This is a genomic window from Brucella lupini (genome assembly GCF_002252535.1).
In the GTDB taxonomy this organism is placed as follows: Bacteria; Pseudomonadota; Alphaproteobacteria; order Rhizobiales; family Rhizobiaceae; genus Brucella; species Brucella anthropi.
This window is the reverse complement of sequence record NZ_NNRN01000062.1, coordinates 577,305-597,358: the sequence shown is the minus strand read 5'-3', so window position 1 is coordinate 597,358 and position 20,054 is coordinate 577,305. Positions and strand designations below refer to the sequence as shown.

Here is a 20,054-nt window from a genome sequence, read left to right as displayed (position 1 = left end):
CATGTGCTGTCCGCGCCCTGCAGGCATCTGAACAGCGCAACATCCCAGCTTTATGGGGTTTACAAGAGCGATTGTTTATCGGAATCTAACTAAAACAGTGGGATTTAAAAACGATAGTTTGACGACGCGCTTTTCTTATCGTTGTCGTGAAAAGGGACGAGGTCACGATAGTTTGAAGTCATTCATTATCATCGGAGCGGGCGCAAGCGGCATCATCCTGGCTGCACAATTGCTTCGGCGCTCACCAGATTCGACTGCGCGGATTTTCGAGCGTTCAGGTCAATTAGGGGCAGGCATCGCATACGCGACGGAAAATCCGAGCCATCTTCTCAATGTCCGCGCCAGCAATATGAGCGCATATCCCGATCAGCCGGATCATTTCCTGAACTGGTTGCAGTCGAGCGACATTGCCGCTCCCGGCCATTTGTGGGAGCCACACAGTTTTGCACCACGCAAACTCTACCGCTCCTATATGAAGCATCTTATCGCGCCTTATCTTTCTGACGATGATACACGTTTGAGGGTTGAAAAGACCGGCGTCGTCGATGTCGCACTGAAGGACGGCAGAGCAGCCGTTACCGCTGAGACAGGAGACACGTTCATTGCCGATGCGGTGATTGTGGCCACGGGAAATGAGGCCGCCATCGCGAAATCCGGCAATCACGTTACGGAATACTGGTCGAGCAATGGCTATTTCGATGTGCCGACAGATGCGCCGGTGACTATATTCGGCACAGGTCTGTCGATGATCGACAGCGTCCTGTCGCTGCTCGACAACGGGCATCGTGCGGAAATCTATGCGATCTCGCGCCGTGGACTGCTTCCTGCGTCTCATGCCCCCACGCAAGCTTTCCCAATCGCGGCGGACGATCTGCCGGTATCGCTGGGCCTTTCCAAGCTTGTGCAGCACGTGCGTGCCATGATGACGGAAGCGGAAAAAACCGGTTCCGGCTGGCGTGGCGTGATGGATGGTCTGCGTCCGCATGCACAACACATCTGGGCGAGCCTGCCGACGTCGCAACGCCGCAGCTTCCTCCGTCATCTGCGTCCTTGGTGGGATGTGCACCGGCATCGCATGGCACCGGCTGTCGCAGAACGTATCGAAGCTGCCGTGAACAGCGGCCAGCTTAAAGTCGCAGCAGGCCATCTGGTTTCGGTGCGCGACCAAGGCGACGAGATTGAAGTCCGTTATCGCCCTCGGCGTAGTGAGCATGTCGAAAAACTGCAGGTATCGACGGTTATTGATTGTCGTGGCGGCAATCCACGTTTTTCGACAACCCGCAATGCGGCACTGATTGGTCTCATGGAGCATGGCTTGGCCCGACCGGATGCACTCGATCTCGGTTTTGATGTCACACGGGATCTGCAGCTTCTCAATAAGCGAGGAGAGCCATCCGGTCCGTTTTTCGGTATCGGACCTGTTACGAAAGGCGCGTTCTGGGAGGTTACTGCCGTACCGGACATTCGTGTTCAGGCCGAACGGCTATCGGCGATTTTGCTTGAAGGATGAAGCCGCATCTGCGGTAAAATTCATGGCAAGTTTTGTGTCATCCGGCTGAAAGATTTTCAGGTCAGTATGGTCGACAATCAGGTATCGAGGTTCGCAGCAGTCGACAAATTATAGATTTTCCGGCGCAGGGAACGATAAAATAATTCAAATCTATGCGATAAGCCATTGAAAGCTATTGCCATAATGTTCCGTGGCCGGTCATAATAAGGCCATCGGAATATATGATTCCTCACTACAACTTGCCGGAGCGATTCTGTTGCTGTTTTCTCGAGCGGTGCCTGCTTCGGATCAACCTTGATTTCGGCTAGGAGGCCTGTGGCGCATGACGATGGACGGCAGAATGCTTTTCCTGCTTGTCCTTCTACCATTTCTTGGCAGCGCCATAACCGGCTTATTCAGGGGGGCGGATCGTAGCGGTTCGGCCTGGTTTACGGCAGCGATTGCGCTTGTTGCCTTTATTGTCACCGCCAGCCTTTATCCCATCGTGTCGGACGGCAAGGTGCTTCATGGCACTGTGGAATGGCTTCCGGCCTATGGCCTCAATGTCACCTTCCGAATGGATGGCTTCGCCTGGCTTTTCGCGATGCTCATTACGGGTATCGGCCTGCTGGTCGTCATTTATGCGCGTTATTACATGTCGCCCGAAGATCCCGTGCCGAGGTTCTTCTCGTTCCTGCTGTCCTTTATGGGATCGATGCTCGGCGTAGTTCTATCCGGCAATCTGATATTGCTCGCCGTGTTCTGGGAGCTGACCAGCATCTTCTCGTTCCTGCTGATCGGCTATTGGTATCATAATGCCAGTGCCCGCGACGGCGCACGCATGGCGCTGACCGTGACGGGTATCGGTGGTTTCTGTCTGCTGGCAGGCGTTCTGATCCTCGGCCATATTGTCGGAAGCTACGATCTCGACACAGTTCTGGCGGCGGGGAACATCGTTCGGACACATCCGCTTTATAGCGTGGCGCTCATTCTGATCCTGCTCGGAGCATTCACGAAAAGCGCGCAGTTTCCGTTCCACTTCTGGCTTCCCAATGCGATGGCAGCGCCAACGCCCGTTTCGGCCTATCTGCATTCGGCCACCATGGTGAAGGCTGGCGTCTTCCTGCTGGCGCGCCTGTGGCCGGTTCTGAGCGGAACAGAAGAGTGGTTCTGGATCGTCGGTTCGGCAGGGCTGATCACGCTTCTGATTGCCAGCTTCTTCGCAGTTTTCCAGCAGGACCTCAAAGGGCTGCTTGCCTATTCGACCATCAGTAACCTTGGTCTGATTACCGTTCTGCTTTCTCTTGGCAGCCCACTTGCTGCGGTTGCCGCGATCTTTCACATGGTCAACCATGCGATTTTCAAGGCATCGCTGTTCATGGCTGCGGGCATCATCGATCATGAGACCGGCACGCGCGACATGCGAAAGTTGAGCGGGCTGTTGCGTCCCATGCCCTATACAGCAACGCTCGCCATGGTCGCGAGTGCGGCAATGGCAGGCGTACCGTTGCTCAACGGCTTTATTTCCAAGGAAATGTTCTTCGCTGAGGCGGTGGAAACGCACATGGCGTCGTGGCTTGATACGATCACGCCCTATGTCGCCACGATTGCCGGTATCTTTACGGTCGCCTATTCGGTGCGCTTTATTTATTCGACGTTCTTCGGACCACCACCGCATGACCTGCCGCATGAGCCGCACGAACCGCCGCACTGGATGCGTCGTCCCATTGAACTTCTGGTGCTGCTTTGCCTGTTGATAGGCATCATTCCGGGCCTTTCCATCGGACCGTTCCTGCATTCGGCAGTTCTGTCGGTGCTGGGCAAGGCGACGCCTGAATATAGTCTCTCGGTCTGGCACGGATTCAACCTGCCGCTGATGATGAGTATCGTCGCCATGATCGGCGGTATTCTTCTGCACTGGATGCTGAAAAACTATCTTGCCACCAGTGAAGACGGCCCCCCCTTATTCCGACATTTGCAAGGGCAGCGCATTTTCGAACGTGTTCTCGTGACCTTGTCATGGAACTGGGCACGTAAGGCAGAATCCTTCCTCAGCACGCGTCGTCTGCAGCCGCAGCTCCGTATCGTGGTTGCGGTGGCCGTCCTTGCAGCTGCCTGGCCGATTTTCGTTTCCGGCTTGCAGTCAGGTTCGCTTGGCGCCCAGCCCGTGGACCCGATTTTTGCCGGACTTTGGATACTTGGTGGCGCCTGTGCTATCGGCGCGGCCTATCAGGCCAAGTACCACCGACTTGCGGCGTTGATCCTCCTCGGAGGGGCGGGGCTCGTTACCTGCATCACCTTCGTCTGGCTGTCCGCGCCCGATCTTGCTGTGACCCAGTTGCTGGTCGAGATCGTCACCACTGTTCTGCTGCTGCTCGGGCTTCGCTGGCTGCCGAAGCGTTGGGAGGATCCTGATCCGCTCCCGGTGCAGATAGGTCCGCGCATCCGCCGTTATCGCGACTTGCTGCTTGCAATCGGCAGCGGGGCAGGGGTCGCTGTCATCGCCTATGCTGTTATGACGCGTATTTCGCCCAGCAGCATCGGCGACTATTTCCTCGAAAACGCCTATTCAGGCGGCGGTGGCAAGAATGTCGTAAACGTCATTCTGGTCGACTTTCGTGCTTTCGATACGTTTGGCGAAATTGCCGTCCTCGGTATTGTGGGCCTCACGGTTTTTGCGCTCCTGCGTCGTTTCCGTCCTGCCCCTGACACAACCGGATCGACAGCCCAGCAGAAAATCCAGGACGCCTATGACGAGGCAGCGCCTGACCGCAAGGCAGGTGAAACACTGGCCGATTATCTGGCCGTGCCGTCCGTCATCATGCAATGGTTGTTCCCGGTTATCATTGTGCTGGCAGTGCATCTGTTCCTGCGCGGTCATGATCTGCCAGGCGGCGGATTCGCGGCCGGTATTACGCTCGCAATTGCATTTTTGCTGCAATATCTGGCGTCTGGTGCACGCGTGGTCGAGGACCGCTTACGCATTCTGCCATTGCGCTGGATCGGGCTCGGACTGCTGTTTGCAGCGGCAACAGGCGCGGGGTCGTGGTTCTTTGGCTATCCGTTCCTCACCACATTCTTCCAATATACGGAAATACCGCATATCGGAAAAATGCCGACAGCCAGCGCCCTGCTGTTCGATCTTGGCGTCTTCACCCTCGTGGTTGGCGCTACCGTGCTGGTTTTGATTGCACTCGCACACCAATCACTCCGTAAACACCGTGTCGAGAAGCTGGCCGCAACGAAGGAGGAGAACTGATGGAACTCGTTCTTGCTCTGGCAATCGGCGTGTTGATGGCATCCGGCGTTTGGCTCATTCTCCGCCCGCGTACCTTCCAGGTGGCAATCGGCCTGTCGCTGATTTCCTACGCGGTCAATCTCTTCATCTTTTCGATGGGACGCTTGCGCACGAATGCTGCCCCGGTGCTCGATAGCGGTGTTGACGTTCAGGCCGCACAATATACCGATCCGGTACCACAGGCGCTCGTACTGACCGCCATCGTCATCGGTTTCGCAATGACCGCACTTTTCCTTGTCGTGCTGCTCGCTTCGCGCGGGTTGACGCGTACGGACCACGTGGACGGCAAGGAGAACTGATGTTGGACTGGAAAACGCACCTCATCGTTGCTCCAATCATTCTGCCGCTCGTCACGGCAGCTGTCTTGCTGCTGTTCGATGAGCGCAAGCGCAAGCTCAAGATGGCCATCAACTCCATCTCGACATTGGGTTTGATCGCGATTGCCATCACGCTTGCTGGCATGGCGAGCGACAAGGCCCCTGACGCTCTGGTTTACCTGATCGGCAACTGGCCCGCACCGTTTGGCATCGTGCTGGTTCTGGATCGTCTCGCGGCCCTTATGCTTGTGCTGACCAGCCTGCTCGGCATGGCTTCACTCAGCTTCGCACTCGCGCACTGGCACAAAGCCAGCCCGCATTTCCATACAATCTTCCAGCTTTTGCTGATGGGGCTGAACGGCGCATTTCTGACTGGTGATCTGTTCAACCTCTTCGTGTTCTTCGAAGTGATGCTGGCGGCATCCTACGGCCTGGCGCTGCATGGATCAGGTCCGGCGCGCGTAAAGGCCGGCATGCATTATATTGCCGTCAATCTCGTCGCGTCGTCTCTGTTTCTGATCGGCGTCAGCCTGATCTATGGCGTGACCGGCACCTTGAATATGGCCGATCTTGCACAGAGAATTCCGCAGGTCGCAGCTGAAGATCGTATGCTGCTTGAAGCAGGTGCTGCGGTTCTGGGCGTTGCCTTCCTCGTCAAGGCAGGCATGTGGCCGCTCAATTTCTGGCTTGCGCCAACCTATACGGCAGCAGCAGCACCGGTGGCGGCGGTCTTCGCCATCATGAGCAAGGTCGGCATTTACGTCCTTTTGCGCCTGTCGCCTCTGATGTTCGGCATCGGTGCCGGTTCTTCCTATGGTTTCGGCAATGACTGGCTCTATTTCGGTGGAATGGTCACACTGGCCTTCGGCCTGATCGGGGTGGTCGCATCGCAAGCAATGGGACGTCTTGCCAGCTATAGTATCCTCGTATCCTCTGGCACGTTGCTGGCTGCCATTGGCAGCGGTAACACCGCCATGACCGGCGCCGCGCTGTTCTATATGGTGAGTTCCACGCTTACCATCGCGGCTTTTTTCCTGCTGATCGAACTGATCGAACGCGGTCAGGATGCGGCTGCAAACGTTCTCGCCGTTACCATGGAAGCCTATGGTGACGATGAGGAGGAAGAAGACGAAGACGAAGTCGGGGCTGTGTTGCCTGCAACCCTTGCCGTCCTGGGAACGTTTTTCGGCATTTGTGCGATATTGCTGATCGGCCTGCCGCCATTCTCTGGATTCATTGCCAAATTCCTGATTCTGGCAGCGGTTTTCAACGGCGACAGTCCGACACCGCAGCTCGCAATGCCAGTCAGTCCGGCAAGCTGGGCTTTGGTCGCGCTCCTTCTGCTGTCTGGTCTTTCAGCACTGATCGCGATGACACGTACCGGCATTCGCACGTTTTGGGCATCGCTCGAAGGCAACGTGCCACGCGTTCTGGTCCGGGAAGTCGTTCCGATTGCGGGGCTTCTGGCAATCTGTCTGGCGCTGACAATCGCTGCCGGCCCGGCGATGCGTTATATGGATGAAACGGCGCGTTCGCTGCACAATCCCGCATCTTATATCAGCAGTGTCCTCAATGCGCCCCGTGCAGGCACCGAAACGGAGGGGGCACAGTGAAAAAGATCCTGCCTTACCCGCTTCTGTTCGCCTCGTTGCTTCTGTTCTGGCTGCTTTTGAACGGCTTCACACGGGCACAGCTCCTGCTTGGTGCGATCATCGCGCTCGTGGCTTGTCTCATCATGACGGCCCTGCAACCGCAGAAGAACCATATTCGTTCGATCCCGACGATGCTCTTGCTGTTCGGCACCATGAGCTATGACATCCTGCAATCCAATATCGCGGTGGCTGGCATCATTCTGTCACGCAAGCGTAAGCGACGTCCGGGCTTTGTCGTTATCCAGCTTGATCTGGAAAACCGGACCGCTCTTGCCGTTCTCGCCTGCATAATCACAGCGACGCCGGGCACGGCCTGGGTGGATTACAACGCTGCAAGGCACGAACTGACCATCCACGTACTCGATCTGGATGATGCGCAGGCGTGGCGGGACACGATCAAGGGAAGATATGAGCAGCCGCTCATCAAGATATTCGGAGCGGCGGACGTCATGGAAGAGGAGAAATCCGCATGAGTGCAGTCATTATCTTCTGGTCCCTGCTTGCTGCTCAGCTGATGCTTCTTGGCGCTCTGGCTTGTGTAGTTTATCGGCTGCTTGTAGGCCCGCGTGCGCAGGATCGCATTCTTGCGGCCGATGCGCTCTACCTCAACGCGCTGCTTCTCCTGATCACGTTCGGCATACGTACGGGCAGCATCATCTATTTTGAGACGGCGCTGATTATCGCTCTTCTGGGTTTCGTTGCCACCGTGGCACTTTCAAAATTCCTCATGCGCGGGGAGGTGATCGAATGATCAATGCAGGTGAACTTCCCGTATGGGCCGCTGTGATCATTGCGTTTTTTCTGGTCTCCGGCGCCTTCCTGACACTCGTCGGATGCATCGGACTCGTCCGCTTCAAAAGCTTTTACGAGCGTGTTCACGCCCCCACGCTTGGCTCGTCGTTTGGTGCTGGCGGAATCTTGATCGCCTCGATCATATTTTTCTCCATCTTGCAATCGAAGCCGATTCTGCATGAAGTGCTGATTACCGTCTTTGTGGTCATCACAACGCCGGTAACGCTCATGCTGCTCAGCCGCGCCGTGATCCATCGCGACAGAACGCAGGACAGCAAGGAGCTGCCTTCATCTTCCGACCCGCTATAGGTCTGTAGGTATCATGCTTGAGGGTGCGGAGAGGGCGGAAAGCTTGCGTTTTCCGTCGCACCAAATGGGGAAATTCGCTGCTCCGTCATGGAAGCGGCGGCTGTTGCTTCCGGGCTGACCGGAGACCTGTTTTGGAGTTCGCTTCAAGACCGGCTATCCTGCCGATCGGAAACATTATCTGCCATTTGCCGAATCTCTGGCCTGACTGCCCACCGACTGCGGAGCGGAAGCGGTGGTCTATCGTGTTTTCGGGCATTTGGAGGAGTGTCCGGGGCTGCGGCCAATTGTCCATTCGGGCTTTCGCCCGGGACAAACGGATTGAAGGTTCAAGCCATTTGAATTATCTGAATTTCAGTAATTTCTGAAAATTCAGAATTTACGGGAGAGAGAATTTTGGAATTGTCGCCAATCGTTCAGTCGTTCGTGCTCCACTTCGGAGAAATGGGCAGCCGTTGGGGCATCAACCGCACGGTGGGGCAGATTTATGCACTGCTTTACGTGTCGCCTGAGCCTCTTTGCGCTGACCAGATCGTCGATGCTCTCGGTGTGTCACGTTCGAATGTGTCCATGGGTATTCGTGAATTGCAGGGCTGGAATCTGGTGCTGCTGAAGCACATTCCCGGTGATCGCCGCGATTTCTTCACGACGCCCGACGATGTGTGGCAGATTCTGCGCACGCTCGCTGAAGAGCGCAAGAAGCGCGAGATCGATCCCACGCTCTCGGTTCTGCGTGAAATCCTGATGGAGCAGCCGAAAGGCGACAGCGATCTTTATGCGCAGGATCGCATGAAGGACATGTACGGCCTGATCGAAAGGCTGACCAACTGGTACGACGACGTCAAGCGACTCGATACCGACCGTTTGACAAGTCTTCTGGCGCTTGGCGCCAAGGTGACCCGCTTCCTTGAAACCACGGACAGGATCGTGGCGCTCGGACGCGGGCGAACATCGGCCAAAAAGGAGCCTAAGAGAGAGTGACATCCGTTGTCCCCCGAACGGAAACTTTGACGGCAGAAGACGGCGAAGCGGCAAGCGACCAACAAGGTTCGCGCCGCTCGCAGCGTCGTCCTGTTCCGTCTTTGCTGAAGCGGGGGGCATATCTTCAGGCGTTAGCCGCACTTTTGTGGCTGCCGCAAGCGGGCATTCTCGCATACGCAATCGGACGACTGGCCGACACTGGCTTCGATAATTCCATCTATTACAGCGCGGCGGGCATATTCGTTCTCGGCTGTCTGCGCAGCCTTCTCGATAGTGCAGGCGCTACCAAAGCTTTCGACGCCGCCCGACTGGAACTTTCCCGACTTCGAACCAATGCTGTTTCAGCGCTTGCGCAACGTTCACCGCTTGATGTGACGCGCCCGTCATCCGGTGAGGCGGCAAGCATTCTTGCCGAACAGGCGGAAATGGTCGTTCCCTATCTTTCGCGCTTTGTGCCGGTCCGCATCCGCGTGATGCTGATCCCATTCGCAATACTTGCCGTCGTACTCTGGTATTCCTGGGCTGCAGCACTTGTCCTGATGGTGGCCGCACCGCTGATACCGATCTTTATGGCATTGATCGGCTGGCGTGCAAAGGCCGCCAGCGAAAAGCAACTCACAGCCCTTGGCGGAATGAACGGCTTTCTGCTTGACCGTCTGCGCGGCCTTGCAACCATTCGCACATTCCATGCCGTGGACGCGACGGCGAACCGGCTGCGCCAGAACGCCGAAACCTTGCGGTCCAAGACGATGTCTGTCCTGCGCATCGCATTTCTGTCGTCGGCTGTGCTTGAACTCTTCGCTGCTATCGGCGTTGCCATGGTCGCGGTTTATATCGGCTTCCATCTGCTGGGCCAGCTCAACTTCGGAGCGTGGGGCCATAAGCTGACTTTGGCAGAAGGCCTTTTCGTCCTGCTTCTGTCTCCTGCATTCTTCGAACCATTGCGCGATCTTTCAGCGGTCTGGCACGACCGTGCATCGGGCGAAGCTTCAATTGATGCACTGGAAAAGCTGGCTGAACATCCGATACCAATTGTCGGCAAGGTTGGAAGCCACGCAGCAACTGGTGATGCTCCTACCGTAACTCTACACAATATCGACTTTGGTTATGGGGCTGGGGGCAAGGTTCTCACCGCATTCAATCTCGATATTGCGGCAGGCGAGCACGTGGCTCTGCTGGCGCCGAGCGGCTATGGAAAATCGACTGTTCTGGCTCTTGTTGCCGGGCTGACGGCTCCTCAAACTGGCCAAATCGAAATCGGTGGAATCGGGCTGGCCGACGATACGGCAGAGGCGCTTCGCTCAAGGATGAGCTGGATCGGACAGAAGCCACATATCTTTGCCGGTTCTGCTCGTCAGAACATCACGCTCGGTCGGCAAGCCGATGTGGAAACCACCAAAGCCATTATTGATGACATGGCGCTCGGTCATGTTCTGGGTGTCACCGGCAACAGTCTCATCGGCGAGAACGGTGCGGGAATATCCGGTGGCGAGGCCCTGCGGCTGGCGCTGTCTCGAGCGGCAGTTGATCTCAATGCCGATATTATCCTGGCCGATGAACCTACAGCCCATCTTGACCAGGAAACCGCGAAGGTCATTGCCGACAGCCTTCTCAGGCTAGCCAAAGGCAAGACGCTCATCGTCGCTACCCATGACGAAACCCTTGCCCTCAGGATGGACCGTATCGTCCGTCTGGACGGCAGCGTGGATAACGATCCTGTCTGGCAGAGGAGGGCGGCAGAATGAACGGTTTTCAATCGTTGCAACCGATCCTGCGCCTCTTTTTCCGCACCAAGGGGACAGCACTTCTTGCCGGTATCGCGACGGCTACTGTAACGGTCCTTGCCGGCATCGCTCTTCTCGGTCTGTCAGGCTGGTTCATAACGGCAACGGCGATTGCGGGCTTGAGCATGGCGACGGCGGTTGTGTTCGATGTGTTCGCTCCTGCAGCCGGTATTCGTCTGCTGGCGATCTTGCGTACCGGTTCGCGTTATCTGGAGCGGCTCGTCACCCATGATGCAACGCTTGCGATCCTTGCCGCACTGCGCGAAAAGCTGTTCCGTAGCTGGGCGCGCCCGACCGCTGCAAACGCGCTATTGAAGCGCCCTGCGCGTCTCCTGTTCCGCCTGACGGCAGACATTGATGCACTCGACTCGCTTTATCTGCGCGTGGTGGTGCCTGTCGGTGCTGCACTCGCTACCGCGCTTGTGGCTGGCATCGCTCTCGGCCTGATGAGCCCCCTTTTCGGGTTGCTGGTTGCTCTTGTCCTGCTTGTTGCCGGTCTGGGCCTTCCGCTTGCTGCGGCTCGTCGTTCCGAAAAATCCATGCGACAACGAGCAAAAGGCACGGAAGCGCTGCGCGCCCGTACCGTCGATCTCGTTGCCGGGCAGACTGAACTTCTTATGGCTGGGCGCCTCGAAGATCAGAAGCTGGCTTTGGTCCGTGCAGACGGCTATGTCGCCGCTTCGGATCGCAAGCTTAATCGCATAGAGATCGCTACCGGGGCTGGTTTCGGCATTGTTCACGCTGCGTTGCTTGCAGGTGGCCTTGTCGCCGTTGGTTTGCTGATGCAGTCAGGAATGATCGGTGCGCCCGTCGCAGCGCTCGGAATGCTTATCATTCTTGGTGCGATGGAGCCGTTTTCAGCATTGCGGCGCGGCGCGATGGAACTCGGGCGCACGATACTTGCTGCCAGGCGGGTTGCACCTCAACTGAACGATGACGCTGAACTAACGGCACCCAAAAAACCTGAGAATGGCGTAGCGGTTCATCTGAAAAACGTGTCGGTTCGTCACGAGGGCGCGGATCACGATGCCCTCAAAAACCTCGATCTCGATATTGCAGCGGGCGAGCGTATTGCCATCGTCGGCACAAGCGGCGCAGGCAAATCGACCTTGTTCAATCTCCTTGCCGGAGAAATTCCGGCTGATCAGGGCAGCGTTTCGGTTTTGCCCGCGCGCCTTCTCACGCAGCGGACAGAGCTATTTCAGGATAGTCTTCGCGACAATCTCCGGCTGGCGCGTGCCGATGCGAGCGATGAGGAACTGATTGACGCTTTGCGGGCTGCGGGCCTTGGCGCGTTTATCGATGAATTGCCTGCCGGACTGGACGCAATGCTGGGCGAGGGCGGGTTGGGGCTTTCGGGCGGGCAAGCACGTCGTCTGGCCCTGGCGCGGCTTTTCCTGACCGATGCGCCGCTCTGGCTACTGGATGAACCGACCGAAGGTCTCGATAACGCAACCGCACAGGATGTTCTCGATCGCCTCAAGGCGAGAGCAGGTTCTCGCGCATTGCTGATCGCAACGCATATCAGTCGCGAAGCGCGAATTTGCGAACGGATCATTGTTTTAAATCAAGGCGCTCTAGTTGAGTCTGTAGGTAAGAGTTCGCCGCGCTTCGGCGAAATCCTCGAAACCATGAGGTGAGCTGCGCGGACATGGAAATGATTTGAAGTCCGTGTCCATATCTGGACCGATATTTGAAATTGAAGCGGAGTACGGTTTCCAGGAAGCCGCCGCATTCAAAAGGGGGCCGCGCTGAAGCGCCGCTCATAACACCAGGAGGGCCGGGTTACCGGCTTAAAGAGATGGAACTCGATATTGTCTCCCTGTCGCGATTGCAGTTTGCAATCACGGCACTTTATCACTTCCTCTTCGTACCTCTGACCTTGGGTCTTTCCGTGCTGCTTGCCATCATGGAAACCGTTTACGTGATGACGGGGCGACTCATCTGGCGGCAGATGACGAAATTTTGGGGTACGCTGTTTGGCATCAACTTTGTCATGGGCGTCGCGACGGGCATCGTGATGGAATTCCAGTTCGGCATGAACTGGAGTTATTACAGCCACTATGTCGGCGACATCTTCGGCGCACCGCTCGCCATCGAAGGCCTTATGGCCTTCTTCCTTGAAGCGACCTTCGTGGGGCTTTTCTTCTTCGGCTGGGATCGCCTGTCGAAAGTCGGGCACCTCATGGCGACCTATGCGGTCGCGGCAGGTTCCAACTTCTCGGCACTGTGGATTCTGATCGCCAATGGCTGGATGCAGAATCCGGTCGGGTCGGCATTCAATCCCGAAACCATGCGTATGGAAATCACCGATTTCTTCGCAGTGCTGATGAACCCGGTCGCGCAGGCCAAGTTCGTGCATACGGTTTCTGCCGGTTATGTCACCGCGTCTGTTTTCGTCCTCGGTGTTTCGGCCTGGTATCTGCTCAAGGGACGCTCGGTAGAACTCGCCAAGCGCTCGATGACCATTGCAGCATCGTTCGGTCTTGCCGCGACACTTTCCGTCGTCGTCCTTGGTGACGAAAGCGGCTATCTGGCCAACGAACATCAGAAGATGAAGATCGCGGCGATTGAAGCCATGTGGGAAACAGAACCGGCTCCGGCTTCGTTCACCGTATTCGGTTTCCCGGATCAGGCAGCACGCGAAACCCACTTCGCGGTGCATATTCCGTGGGTCATGGGCCTGATCGGTACGCGTTCTCTCACCACCCCAATTCAGGGCATCAACGATCTTGTTGAAAGTGCGGAGAACCATATCCGCAATGGCATCGTCGCCTATGACGCCTTGCAGAAAATCCGTGCGGCTGGCGACACGAATGCCGTGCCGCAGGAAGTGAAGGACGTCTTTGCCGATAACAGTCAGTGGATGGGCTATGCGCTTCTGCTGAAGCGCTATGTCGACGATCCGCGTCAGGCAACCGACGCACAGATCACACAGGCCGCAAACGATACCGTTCCCGGTGTCCTGCCCCTGTTCTGGGCCTTCCGCATCATGGTCGGCATCGGCTTCTTCCTGATCCTGCTGACGGGCACATTCTTCGTGCTGTCTGCGCGTCGTAAACTCGACCGTTATCCGTTCCTGTTGCGGATTGCCGTGTTTGCGATACCGCTACCGTGGATCGCAGCCGAAATGGGCTGGATCGTCGCGGAGTTTGGCCGCCAGCCATGGGTCATCGAAGGCATATTGCCGACGGCAGTCGGGGTTTCCAATCTCGGAGCATCCACAGTGCTGCTGACCATACTTGGTTTCGTGGCGATCTATACGGTTCTCTTCATCATCGAGATGGGCCTGATGATCCGTGCTATCAAGGCTGGACCTGAGCCCGACAGCAAGCCGGAAGCAATGCTCGCTCCGGCCAGCATCGCACCTGCGGAGTAAGGATCATGATACTCAGCGATTTGTTGGACTATGAAACCCTGCGTCTCATCTGGTGGGTGCTGCTCGGCGTATTGCTGATCGCTTTTGCCGCGATGGACGGGTTCGACCTCGGTGTCGACATACTCATGCCCGTCGTTGGCAAAACCGATGTCGAGCGACGCATCATCATCAACACGATCGGCCCGGTCTGGGAAGGCAATCAGGTCTGGTTGATCCTCGGGGGCGGTGCTATTTTCGCCGCCTGGCCACAGCTCTATGCGGTGTCTTTCTCCGGATTCTATCTGGCGATGTTTGTCATCCTGTTCGCACTCATCCTGCGTCCGGTCGGGTTCAAATATCGTTCCAAGCGCGAGAGTGAGGCCTGGAGGAGAGGCTGGGACTGGGCGCTTTTCATCGGCGGTTTCGTTCCTGCCCTTATCTTCGGCGTTGCCGTCGGCAATGTCCTACAGGGCGTTCCATTCCGTATTGCCGACGACTTTCAGATATTCTATGAAGGTTCGTTCTTCGGTCTGCTGAATCCGTTTGCACTGCTTTGCGGCGTGCTTTCGGTGACAATGCTCTGCATGCATGGCGCCTCTTGGCTGATGCTGAAGACGACCGGGGATATTCAGGCGCGTGCCCGGTCCTACGGCAGCATCGCAGCTCTTCTGACTGTCGTGCTCTATGTGCTGGCTGGCGTCGTCAGCTGGTTCTGGGTTTCGGGCTACCGGATCACGAGCGCCATCGTCACTGACGGGCCATCCAATCCGCTGCGCAAGACTGTGGAACTGGATCACGGTGCATGGTTCACCAACTATGTGAACTATCCTGTCCTGCTGATCGCTCCGGCGCTCGGCATTTTGGGGGCACTGGCGGTCTTCATCGCATTGCGTAGCCGTCGTGAATTAGCCCCGCTGCTGTTCGGAAAGCTGTCGATCTTCGGCATTATTTCGTCGGTCGGCGTGTCGATGTTCCCGTTCATTCTGCCATCGTCGCTCGATCCGCGCTCAAGCCTGACGGTATGGGATTCGTCTTCCAGCCATATGACACTGTTCATCATGCTGGTTGTGACGCTCATCTTCCTGCCGCTAATCGTTGTCTACACGTCCTGGGTTTACAAGGTCCTGTGGGGCAAGGTCGACAAGGACATGATCGAAGACGACAGCAATCACGCTTACTAGAGTACATTTCGATCTGATTGCATCAGATCGGCGCTCTATGAGTTTCGTTTCAACGCGCATCCTGAAAACCGTTTCACACTTTTCAGGATGCGCTTGGAACAACCGAGAAAGGAAAGCGATATGTGGTATTTTTCCTGGTTGTTGGGGCTTCCGCTTGCTGCGGCTTTCGCCGTGCTCAACGCCATGTGGTATGAGCTGATGGATGACCGGGCACGCAAGCGTCTCGCGGCCGATCCAACAGCGGATCTGGCTCGTGAAGGCAAGAAACATCACTGACATGAAATAAAAACGGCCCGGAAACGGGCCGTTTTCGTCGATAGAGGTCGCTTAGAGCATAATCCGACCGGAGTGAAACGAGGATCGAGAAGATTATGCTTAAAACAGAAGAAGTTAGAGCGCCGATCTGATCCAATCAGATCGAAACGCGCTCTAAGGCTGCGGTATTGTCAGCTCGGCTACGAAATCATAGGCATCGCCGCGATAGAGTGATTTTGTAAACTCCACCACCCGACCGGACGACAGATAGGAAATCCGTTCGATGGACAGGCCCGCATCGCCTTCCTTGACGCCCAGAATGCGTGCGTCGGGGTCCTTGATGTTGCAGGCTGCTATGCGCTGGACCGCACGCACAGGGCGAAATCCGGTGCGGCTCAGCTCGGCATAGAGCGAGCCCTTGACCGCATCCGGGTCGGGCAGGATTTCGCTTGAAAGACTTGCGCGCTCGATGGCCAACGGCATGTCACTCGCAATGCGCAGACGACCGAGGCGGGCAACGCGGGTTTCCGAGGAAACGCCCAGCTTCATCATCTCTTCAGGCGAAGGGTAGTAAAGGCCGCGCTCCAGCCATCTGGATTGCGTGGTGATGCCGCGGCGCGCCATGTCCTCAGTAAATGAAGTCAGCATCGAGAGCGACTGCTGCACGCGCTCGCTCGGGCGCACAACGAACGTGCCCGAACCATGACGGCGCACGAGAAGCCCGGCCTTGACGAGATCATCAACCGCCTTGCGCACCGTCACACGGCTGATATTGGCATATTCAGCAATGTCGCGTTCCGGCGGCAGGGCTTCACCGTCAACCAGCTGCCCGGCGCGGATCGCAGTCTCCAGTGACTGACGCAGCTGCATATAGAGTGGGCCACCAGAAGAGGGAGCAGAACCCTGCAGGTTCTTGGGCAGGAAAGCGCTGAAATTTCCGCTCATTCGCGCGCCTTTCCATTTTGCGACCCATATCGCTTGAGGGCCAGTTGCAGAGCGCCTGTCAAAGCATCCGCCGCCGGTTTGACCAGAAGCTTCTGCTGGTGTGGCGGCAGCCATTCCACATAAAGCGGTGCCATGCCGCCAAGCAGGCTGATGCGTTCGGCGCCCTGTTTGATCAGTACGTCAAGCGTTTCACTCACATAACTGGCAGAACGCTCCAGCAACATCCGTGCGGTTTCGTCTCCCTCGTTCGCATACTGGAAAATACGTGGAGCATATTTGCCGAAGTCGCCCGGCTTCGCAGTCCAGGCAAATTCGACCAGATTATCCGGATTGTTGTCGAACTCGTTCAAAAGGTCCGTCGTCAGGCGCGTGCGTGGATGAATGCCGTCATGCACGAGCAGGCTTTCCTGCAACAAGCTTTGACCGAGCCGCGCGCCACTGCCGAGATCGCTCAGGGGAAAACCCCATCCGCCGACTGAATGAATTCGACCGCTCCGGCGTGTGATATAGGCCGTGCCCGTGCCGAGAATGGCAACGATGCCGTCCTGATCGCCAAGCGCACCCTGCAGGGCGATCACGCCGTCAAACTCCACATTGGAGTGCGCGAAGGGCAGGCCGCGTTCTATCGGGGTGCCTGCACCCACGACATTGCCGCCTGCCAGACCGAGAACTGCGTGACTGGTCGCATAATGCGTCTTGTCCAGCCCGGCATCATCAAAAGCGTTATCGATCGCCGCGATCACATTGATCAGCGCCGTTCGCGGATCGGTGACGATATTGGCGGAGCCGCTGCGCCCCGAACCCAGAATCGCACCATCGCTACCCGCCACCACGGCGCGACATCCCGTGCCGCCACCATCGACGCCAATGAAGAATTCAGTCATGAAGATACCTCCGGCTTGAAGATACCAAAAAAATACCATTAACCAAGCAGATTTGTCGGCTTTTGAAAAAATTGATTAATTCGTTGATAAAATTTGAGAAAAACGACTGTTTTAAATTTTTATGCGCGAAAGTTGTAAACTTCTCTGGACAATTGGTACGTTTTTGGCATTAATTTCAACAGAAGGGGAGCGCAATGCCGCTGAGGGCGAGGAGCACGCGGAATAGGGATGGAGATCACCGGCGGGGGCCGGTACTTTTCCCGCAACGCGAGGAGCGATCGTACTGAAGCGGTCTGGCGTACTTTCGCCTCTGTTGCGCATCCGCGCTAAAAAACGGGAGAAGGTCAAATGGTTCGTAATACGTTGAAACTCATGCTGCTGGGTTCCACGCTTCTGGCGTCGGGATCGGCTGCGCTTGCCGAAGATGTCACGCTGACGGTTGAAAGCTGGCGTAACGACGATCTGCAGATCTGGCAGGAAAAAATCATTCCGGCTTTTGAAGCCAAGAATCCTGGCATCAAGATCAATTTCGCACCGAGCGCGCCGACCGAATATAACGCGGCCCTCAATGCCAAGCTCGACGCCGGTTCAGGCGGCGACCTTATTTCCTGCCGTCCGTTCGACACGTCGCTCGAACTGTTCAACAAGGGCAAGCTCTCCGACCTGACCGATCTTGAAGGCATGAAGAACTTCTCCGACGTTGCCAAGTCCGCTTGGAGCACCGACGACGGTTCGAAGACCTTCTGCGTGCCGATGGCTTCGGTTATTCACGGCTTCATCTACAATCAGGAAGCTTTCGACAAGCTGGGGCTCAAGGCTCCGACCACGGAAGCCGAATTCTTCGCAGCTCTCGACAAGATCAAGGCAGACGGCACCTACATCCCGATGGCCATGGGCACGAAGGATATGTGGGAAGCCGCGACCATGGGCTACCAGAATATCGGACCAACCTACTGGAAAGGCGAGGAAGGCCGCAAGGCGCTGATCGCCGGTACGGAAAAGCTCACCGATCCGCAGTGGGTCGAACCGTTCAAGGTTCTTGCCAAGTGGAAGGATTATCTGGGCGACGGTTTCGAAGCGCAGACTTATCCGGACAGCCAGAACCTGTTCACGCTTGGCCGCGCCGCCATCTATCCGGCTGGTTCGTGGGAAATCGGCCTGTTCAATACGCAGGCGCAATTCAAGATGGGCGCATTCCCGCCACCGGTCAAGAATGCAGGCGATACCTGCTACATCTCCGACCACAACGATATCGGCCTCGGCCTCAACGCTTCGAGCAAGCACGCAGAACAGGCAAAGGTTTTCCTGAACTGGGTATCTTCGCCTGAGTTCGCTGAAATCTATGCCAATGCGCTGCCGGGCTTCTTCAGCCTCAATTCGACGGCTGTGAAGATGAGCGATCCGCTGGCACAGGAATTCGTTTCCTGGCGCGAAAAGTGCAAGCCAACCATTCGTTCGACCTACCAGATTCTCTCGCGTGGCACGCCGAACCTCGAAAATGAAACCTGGGTTCAGTCGGCCAACGTCATCAACGGCACTGTGACGCCGGAAGATGCCGCGAAGAAGCTGCAGGAAGGTCTGGACAGCTGGTACAAGCCTGCGAAGTAAAAACGCGGGACAATATGGGCGGCGATCGCGGGGGCGCGCCGCCCATATCTTTTCGTCTGTCGCATCGACATGCAGTTTTGCAATCGGTGCATTCCGTGTCAGTTTAAAATGACGCGAGCGGGCAGGGATGGGAAATATTGTTTCCCGGTTTGCACGCATTCTCGTGAACGAGAACGCTAACCATCGGTTTTATGCATTTCCGAACGCAAATGGTTCATACCTTTGCTGGAAATGCTCTTGAAGAGCGAATGCCTATATGAGCCAATCTGCCGACATGACAGGTATTGTGCACAAGCGCCCAAGGCGTTGGCATATACTTGTATTTCTTCTGCCCTGCGTCCTGATCTATACGGCGGTGATGGTGCTGCCATTGATCGAGACACTTCGGCAGGCATTCTTCAATGTCGTCGACGGACAGCGCGCTTTTGTGGGGTTCGCCAATTTCCAGGCACTTTTCGGTGATCCGAACTGGTCACGCGATTTCTGGAATGCGTTGAAAAACAACGTTATATTCTTTTGTATTCACATGCTTGTTCAAAACCCGATCGGCATTCTGCTGGCAGCCATGCTGTCCCTGCCGAAGCTGCATTTTGCTGCCTTCTACCGCACGGCAATCTTTCTCCCAACGCTGCTGTCCTTCGTGATCGTGGGCTTTATCTGGAAGCTGATCCTGTCGCCGATCTGGGGCGTCGCACCGTGGATGATGGACCTTGTCGGTCTCAAATGGCTGTTTGGCCCGTGGCTCGGCAAGGCGGATACGGCGCTTGTCACCGTGTCGCTCGTCTCGGTCTGGCAGTTCGTCGGCATTCCGATGATGCTGATCTATGCAGCTCTTCTGAATATTCCCGATGAAATCATCGAAGCGGCCGAATGTGACGGCATCACCGGTTGGAGCCAGTTCTTCAAGATCAAGCTGCCGCTGATCCTGCCTTCAATCGGCCTGATCTCGGTGATGACCTTCGTTGCCAACTTCAACGCGTTCGACCTCGTCTATTCGATGCAGGGTGCGCTTGCCGGACCGGACAAGTCGACAGATATTCTGGGCACGTTCCTTTATCGTACTTTCTTCGGCTTCCAGCTGCAGCTTGGCAACCCGTCCATGGGCGCAACCATCGCCGCCGTGATGTTCCTCATCATTCTGGCAGGTGTGTCGCTCTACCTGTTCGGCATCCAGCGTCGCATGCGCCGCTACCAGTTCTGAAGG

At 56.6% G+C, this 20,054-nt stretch carries 17 protein-coding genes; 15 read left to right on the top strand and 2 right to left on the bottom strand.

Translation table 11 applies throughout. The features are described 5' to 3' along the window. Positions 1-172: 172 nt before the first annotated feature. The 13 genes from CES86_RS26235 to cydX all read left to right on the top strand — a co-directional run bounded on the left by CES86_RS26235 (position 173) and on the right by cydX (position 15,434). Positions 173-1,510, top strand: coding sequence for an FAD/NAD(P)-binding protein (locus CES86_RS26235; protein ID WP_094515813.1), 1,338 nt, complete (start codon positions 173-175; stop codon positions 1,508-1,510). Between the two features lie 322 nt (positions 1,511-1,832). Continuing rightward, positions 1,833-4,748 carry a monovalent cation/H+ antiporter subunit A gene (locus CES86_RS26230; RefSeq protein WP_010658729.1) on the top strand — a complete coding sequence of 972 codons (2,916 nt, stop codon included), beginning with the start codon at positions 1,833-1,835 and terminating at the stop codon, positions 4,746-4,748. After that, positions 4,748-5,086, top strand: coding sequence for a Na+/H+ antiporter subunit C (locus CES86_RS26225; protein WP_010658730.1), 339 nt, complete (start codon positions 4,748-4,750; stop codon positions 5,084-5,086). The genes CES86_RS26230 and CES86_RS26225 overlap by 1 nt, the downstream gene beginning before the upstream one ends. Positions 5,087-5,088: 2 nt before the next feature. Next, positions 5,089-6,717 carry a monovalent cation/H+ antiporter subunit D gene (locus tag CES86_RS26220; RefSeq protein WP_029927494.1) on the top strand — a complete coding sequence of 543 codons (1,629 nt, stop codon included), beginning with the start codon at positions 5,089-5,091 and terminating at the stop codon, positions 6,715-6,717. Continuing rightward, positions 6,714-7,229: a Na+/H+ antiporter subunit E gene (locus CES86_RS26215; RefSeq protein ID WP_010658732.1), complete on the top strand. Its 516-nt coding sequence runs from the start codon at positions 6,714-6,716 to the stop codon at positions 7,227-7,229. Before CES86_RS26220 ends, CES86_RS26215 begins: the two co-directional genes overlap by 4 nt. Then, the gene (locus CES86_RS26210; protein WP_010658733.1) at positions 7,226-7,507 is read left to right on the top strand and encodes a K+/H+ antiporter subunit F; all 282 of its coding nucleotides are present in this window, start codon (positions 7,226-7,228) and stop codon (positions 7,505-7,507) included. Before CES86_RS26215 ends, CES86_RS26210 begins: the two co-directional genes overlap by 4 nt. Next, positions 7,504-7,857, top strand: coding sequence for a monovalent cation/H(+) antiporter subunit G (gene mnhG, locus CES86_RS26205; protein ID WP_012092939.1), 354 nt, complete (start codon positions 7,504-7,506; stop codon positions 7,855-7,857). The genes CES86_RS26210 and mnhG overlap by 4 nt, the downstream gene beginning before the upstream one ends. 393 nt (positions 7,858-8,250) lie before the next feature. Continuing rightward, positions 8,251-8,835: a GbsR/MarR family transcriptional regulator gene (locus tag CES86_RS26195; RefSeq protein WP_012092941.1), complete on the top strand. Its 585-nt coding sequence runs from the start codon at positions 8,251-8,253 to the stop codon at positions 8,833-8,835. After that, complete coding sequence (cydD, locus tag CES86_RS26190; protein ID WP_094515811.1) at positions 8,832-10,580, top strand: thiol reductant ABC exporter subunit CydD; 1,749 nt, start codon at positions 8,832-8,834, stop codon at positions 10,578-10,580. Before CES86_RS26195 ends, cydD begins: the two co-directional genes overlap by 4 nt. Beyond that, on the top strand, positions 10,577-12,259 hold the full coding sequence (gene cydC / locus CES86_RS26185; protein WP_094515810.1) for a thiol reductant ABC exporter subunit CydC: 1,683 nt from the start codon (positions 10,577-10,579) through the stop codon (positions 12,257-12,259). The genes cydD and cydC overlap by 4 nt, the downstream gene beginning before the upstream one ends. Positions 12,260-12,420: 161 nt before the next feature. Next, positions 12,421-13,998, top strand: a complete 1,578-nt coding sequence (locus tag CES86_RS26180) for a cytochrome ubiquinol oxidase subunit I (RefSeq protein ID WP_012092944.1) — start codon at positions 12,421-12,423, stop codon at positions 13,996-13,998. A gap of 5 nt (positions 13,999-14,003) precedes the next feature. Then, positions 14,004-15,158, top strand: a complete 1,155-nt coding sequence (cydB, locus tag CES86_RS26175) for a cytochrome d ubiquinol oxidase subunit II (RefSeq protein WP_010658740.1) — start codon at positions 14,004-14,006, stop codon at positions 15,156-15,158. A gap of 120 nt (positions 15,159-15,278) precedes the next feature. Continuing rightward, the gene (cydX, locus tag CES86_RS26170; RefSeq protein ID WP_029375948.1) at positions 15,279-15,434 is read left to right on the top strand and encodes a cytochrome bd-I oxidase subunit CydX; all 156 of its coding nucleotides are present in this window, start codon (positions 15,279-15,281) and stop codon (positions 15,432-15,434) included. Between the two features lie 153 nt (positions 15,435-15,587). On the opposite strand, the gene CES86_RS26165 is transcribed toward cydX, so the two are convergent. Both CES86_RS26165 and CES86_RS26160 read right to left on the bottom strand, forming a co-directional pair. Beyond that, positions 15,588-16,358: a GntR family transcriptional regulator gene (locus CES86_RS26165; RefSeq protein WP_012092945.1), complete on the bottom strand. Its 771-nt coding sequence runs from the start codon at positions 16,356-16,358 to the stop codon at positions 15,588-15,590. Next, entirely contained in the window at positions 16,355-17,242 is an 888-nt protein-coding gene (locus tag CES86_RS26160; RefSeq protein WP_094515809.1) for an N-acetylglucosamine kinase, read from the bottom strand. The genes CES86_RS26165 and CES86_RS26160 overlap by 4 nt, the downstream gene beginning before the upstream one ends. A gap of 348 nt (positions 17,243-17,590) precedes the next feature. On the opposite strand from CES86_RS26160, the gene CES86_RS26155 reads away from it, so the two are divergent. Both CES86_RS26155 and CES86_RS26150 read left to right on the top strand, forming a co-directional pair. Beyond that, the gene (locus CES86_RS26155; RefSeq protein WP_094515808.1) at positions 17,591-18,850 is read left to right on the top strand and encodes an ABC transporter substrate-binding protein; all 1,260 of its coding nucleotides are present in this window, start codon (positions 17,591-17,593) and stop codon (positions 18,848-18,850) included. Positions 18,851-19,106: 256 nt separating this feature from the next. Next, positions 19,107-20,051 carry a carbohydrate ABC transporter permease gene (locus CES86_RS26150; RefSeq protein WP_094515807.1) on the top strand — a complete coding sequence of 315 codons (945 nt, stop codon included), beginning with the start codon at positions 19,107-19,109 and terminating at the stop codon, positions 20,049-20,051. Positions 20,052-20,054: the final 3 nt, after the last annotated feature.

Bases quoted from the DNA above. Each gene is read 5' to 3' on its own strand.
- CES86_RS26210 (WP_010658733.1), top strand. From the start codon at position 7,226: ATGAGTGCAGTCATTATCTTCTGGTCCCTGCTTGCTGCTCAGCTGATG.
- cydC (WP_094515810.1), top strand. From the start codon at position 10,577: ATGAACGGTTTTCAATCGTTGCAACCGATCCTGCGCCTCTTTTTCCGC.
- CES86_RS26180 (WP_012092944.1), top strand. From the start codon at position 12,421: ATGGAACTCGATATTGTCTCCCTGTCGCGATTGCAGTTTGCAATCACG.
- CES86_RS26155 (WP_094515808.1), top strand. From the start codon at position 17,591: ATGGTTCGTAATACGTTGAAACTCATGCTGCTGGGTTCCACGCTTCTG.
- CES86_RS26150 (WP_094515807.1), top strand. From the start codon at position 19,107: ATGAGCCAATCTGCCGACATGACAGGTATTGTGCACAAGCGCCCAAGG.
- CES86_RS26160 (WP_094515809.1), bottom strand. From the start codon at position 17,242: ATGACTGAATTCTTCATTGGCGTCGATGGTGGCGGCACGGGATGTCGC.
- CES86_RS26225 (WP_010658730.1), top strand. From the start codon at position 4,748: ATGGAACTCGTTCTTGCTCTGGCAATCGGCGTGTTGATGGCATCCGGC.
- CES86_RS26230 (WP_010658729.1), top strand. From the start codon at position 1,833: ATGACGATGGACGGCAGAATGCTTTTCCTGCTTGTCCTTCTACCATTT.
- cydB (WP_010658740.1), top strand. From the start codon at position 14,004: ATGATACTCAGCGATTTGTTGGACTATGAAACCCTGCGTCTCATCTGG.
- cydX (WP_029375948.1), top strand. From the start codon at position 15,279: ATGTGGTATTTTTCCTGGTTGTTGGGGCTTCCGCTTGCTGCGGCTTTC.
- mnhG (WP_012092939.1), top strand. From the start codon at position 7,504: ATGATCAATGCAGGTGAACTTCCCGTATGGGCCGCTGTGATCATTGCG.
- CES86_RS26165 (WP_012092945.1), bottom strand. From the start codon at position 16,358: ATGAGCGGAAATTTCAGCGCTTTCCTGCCCAAGAACCTGCAGGGTTCT.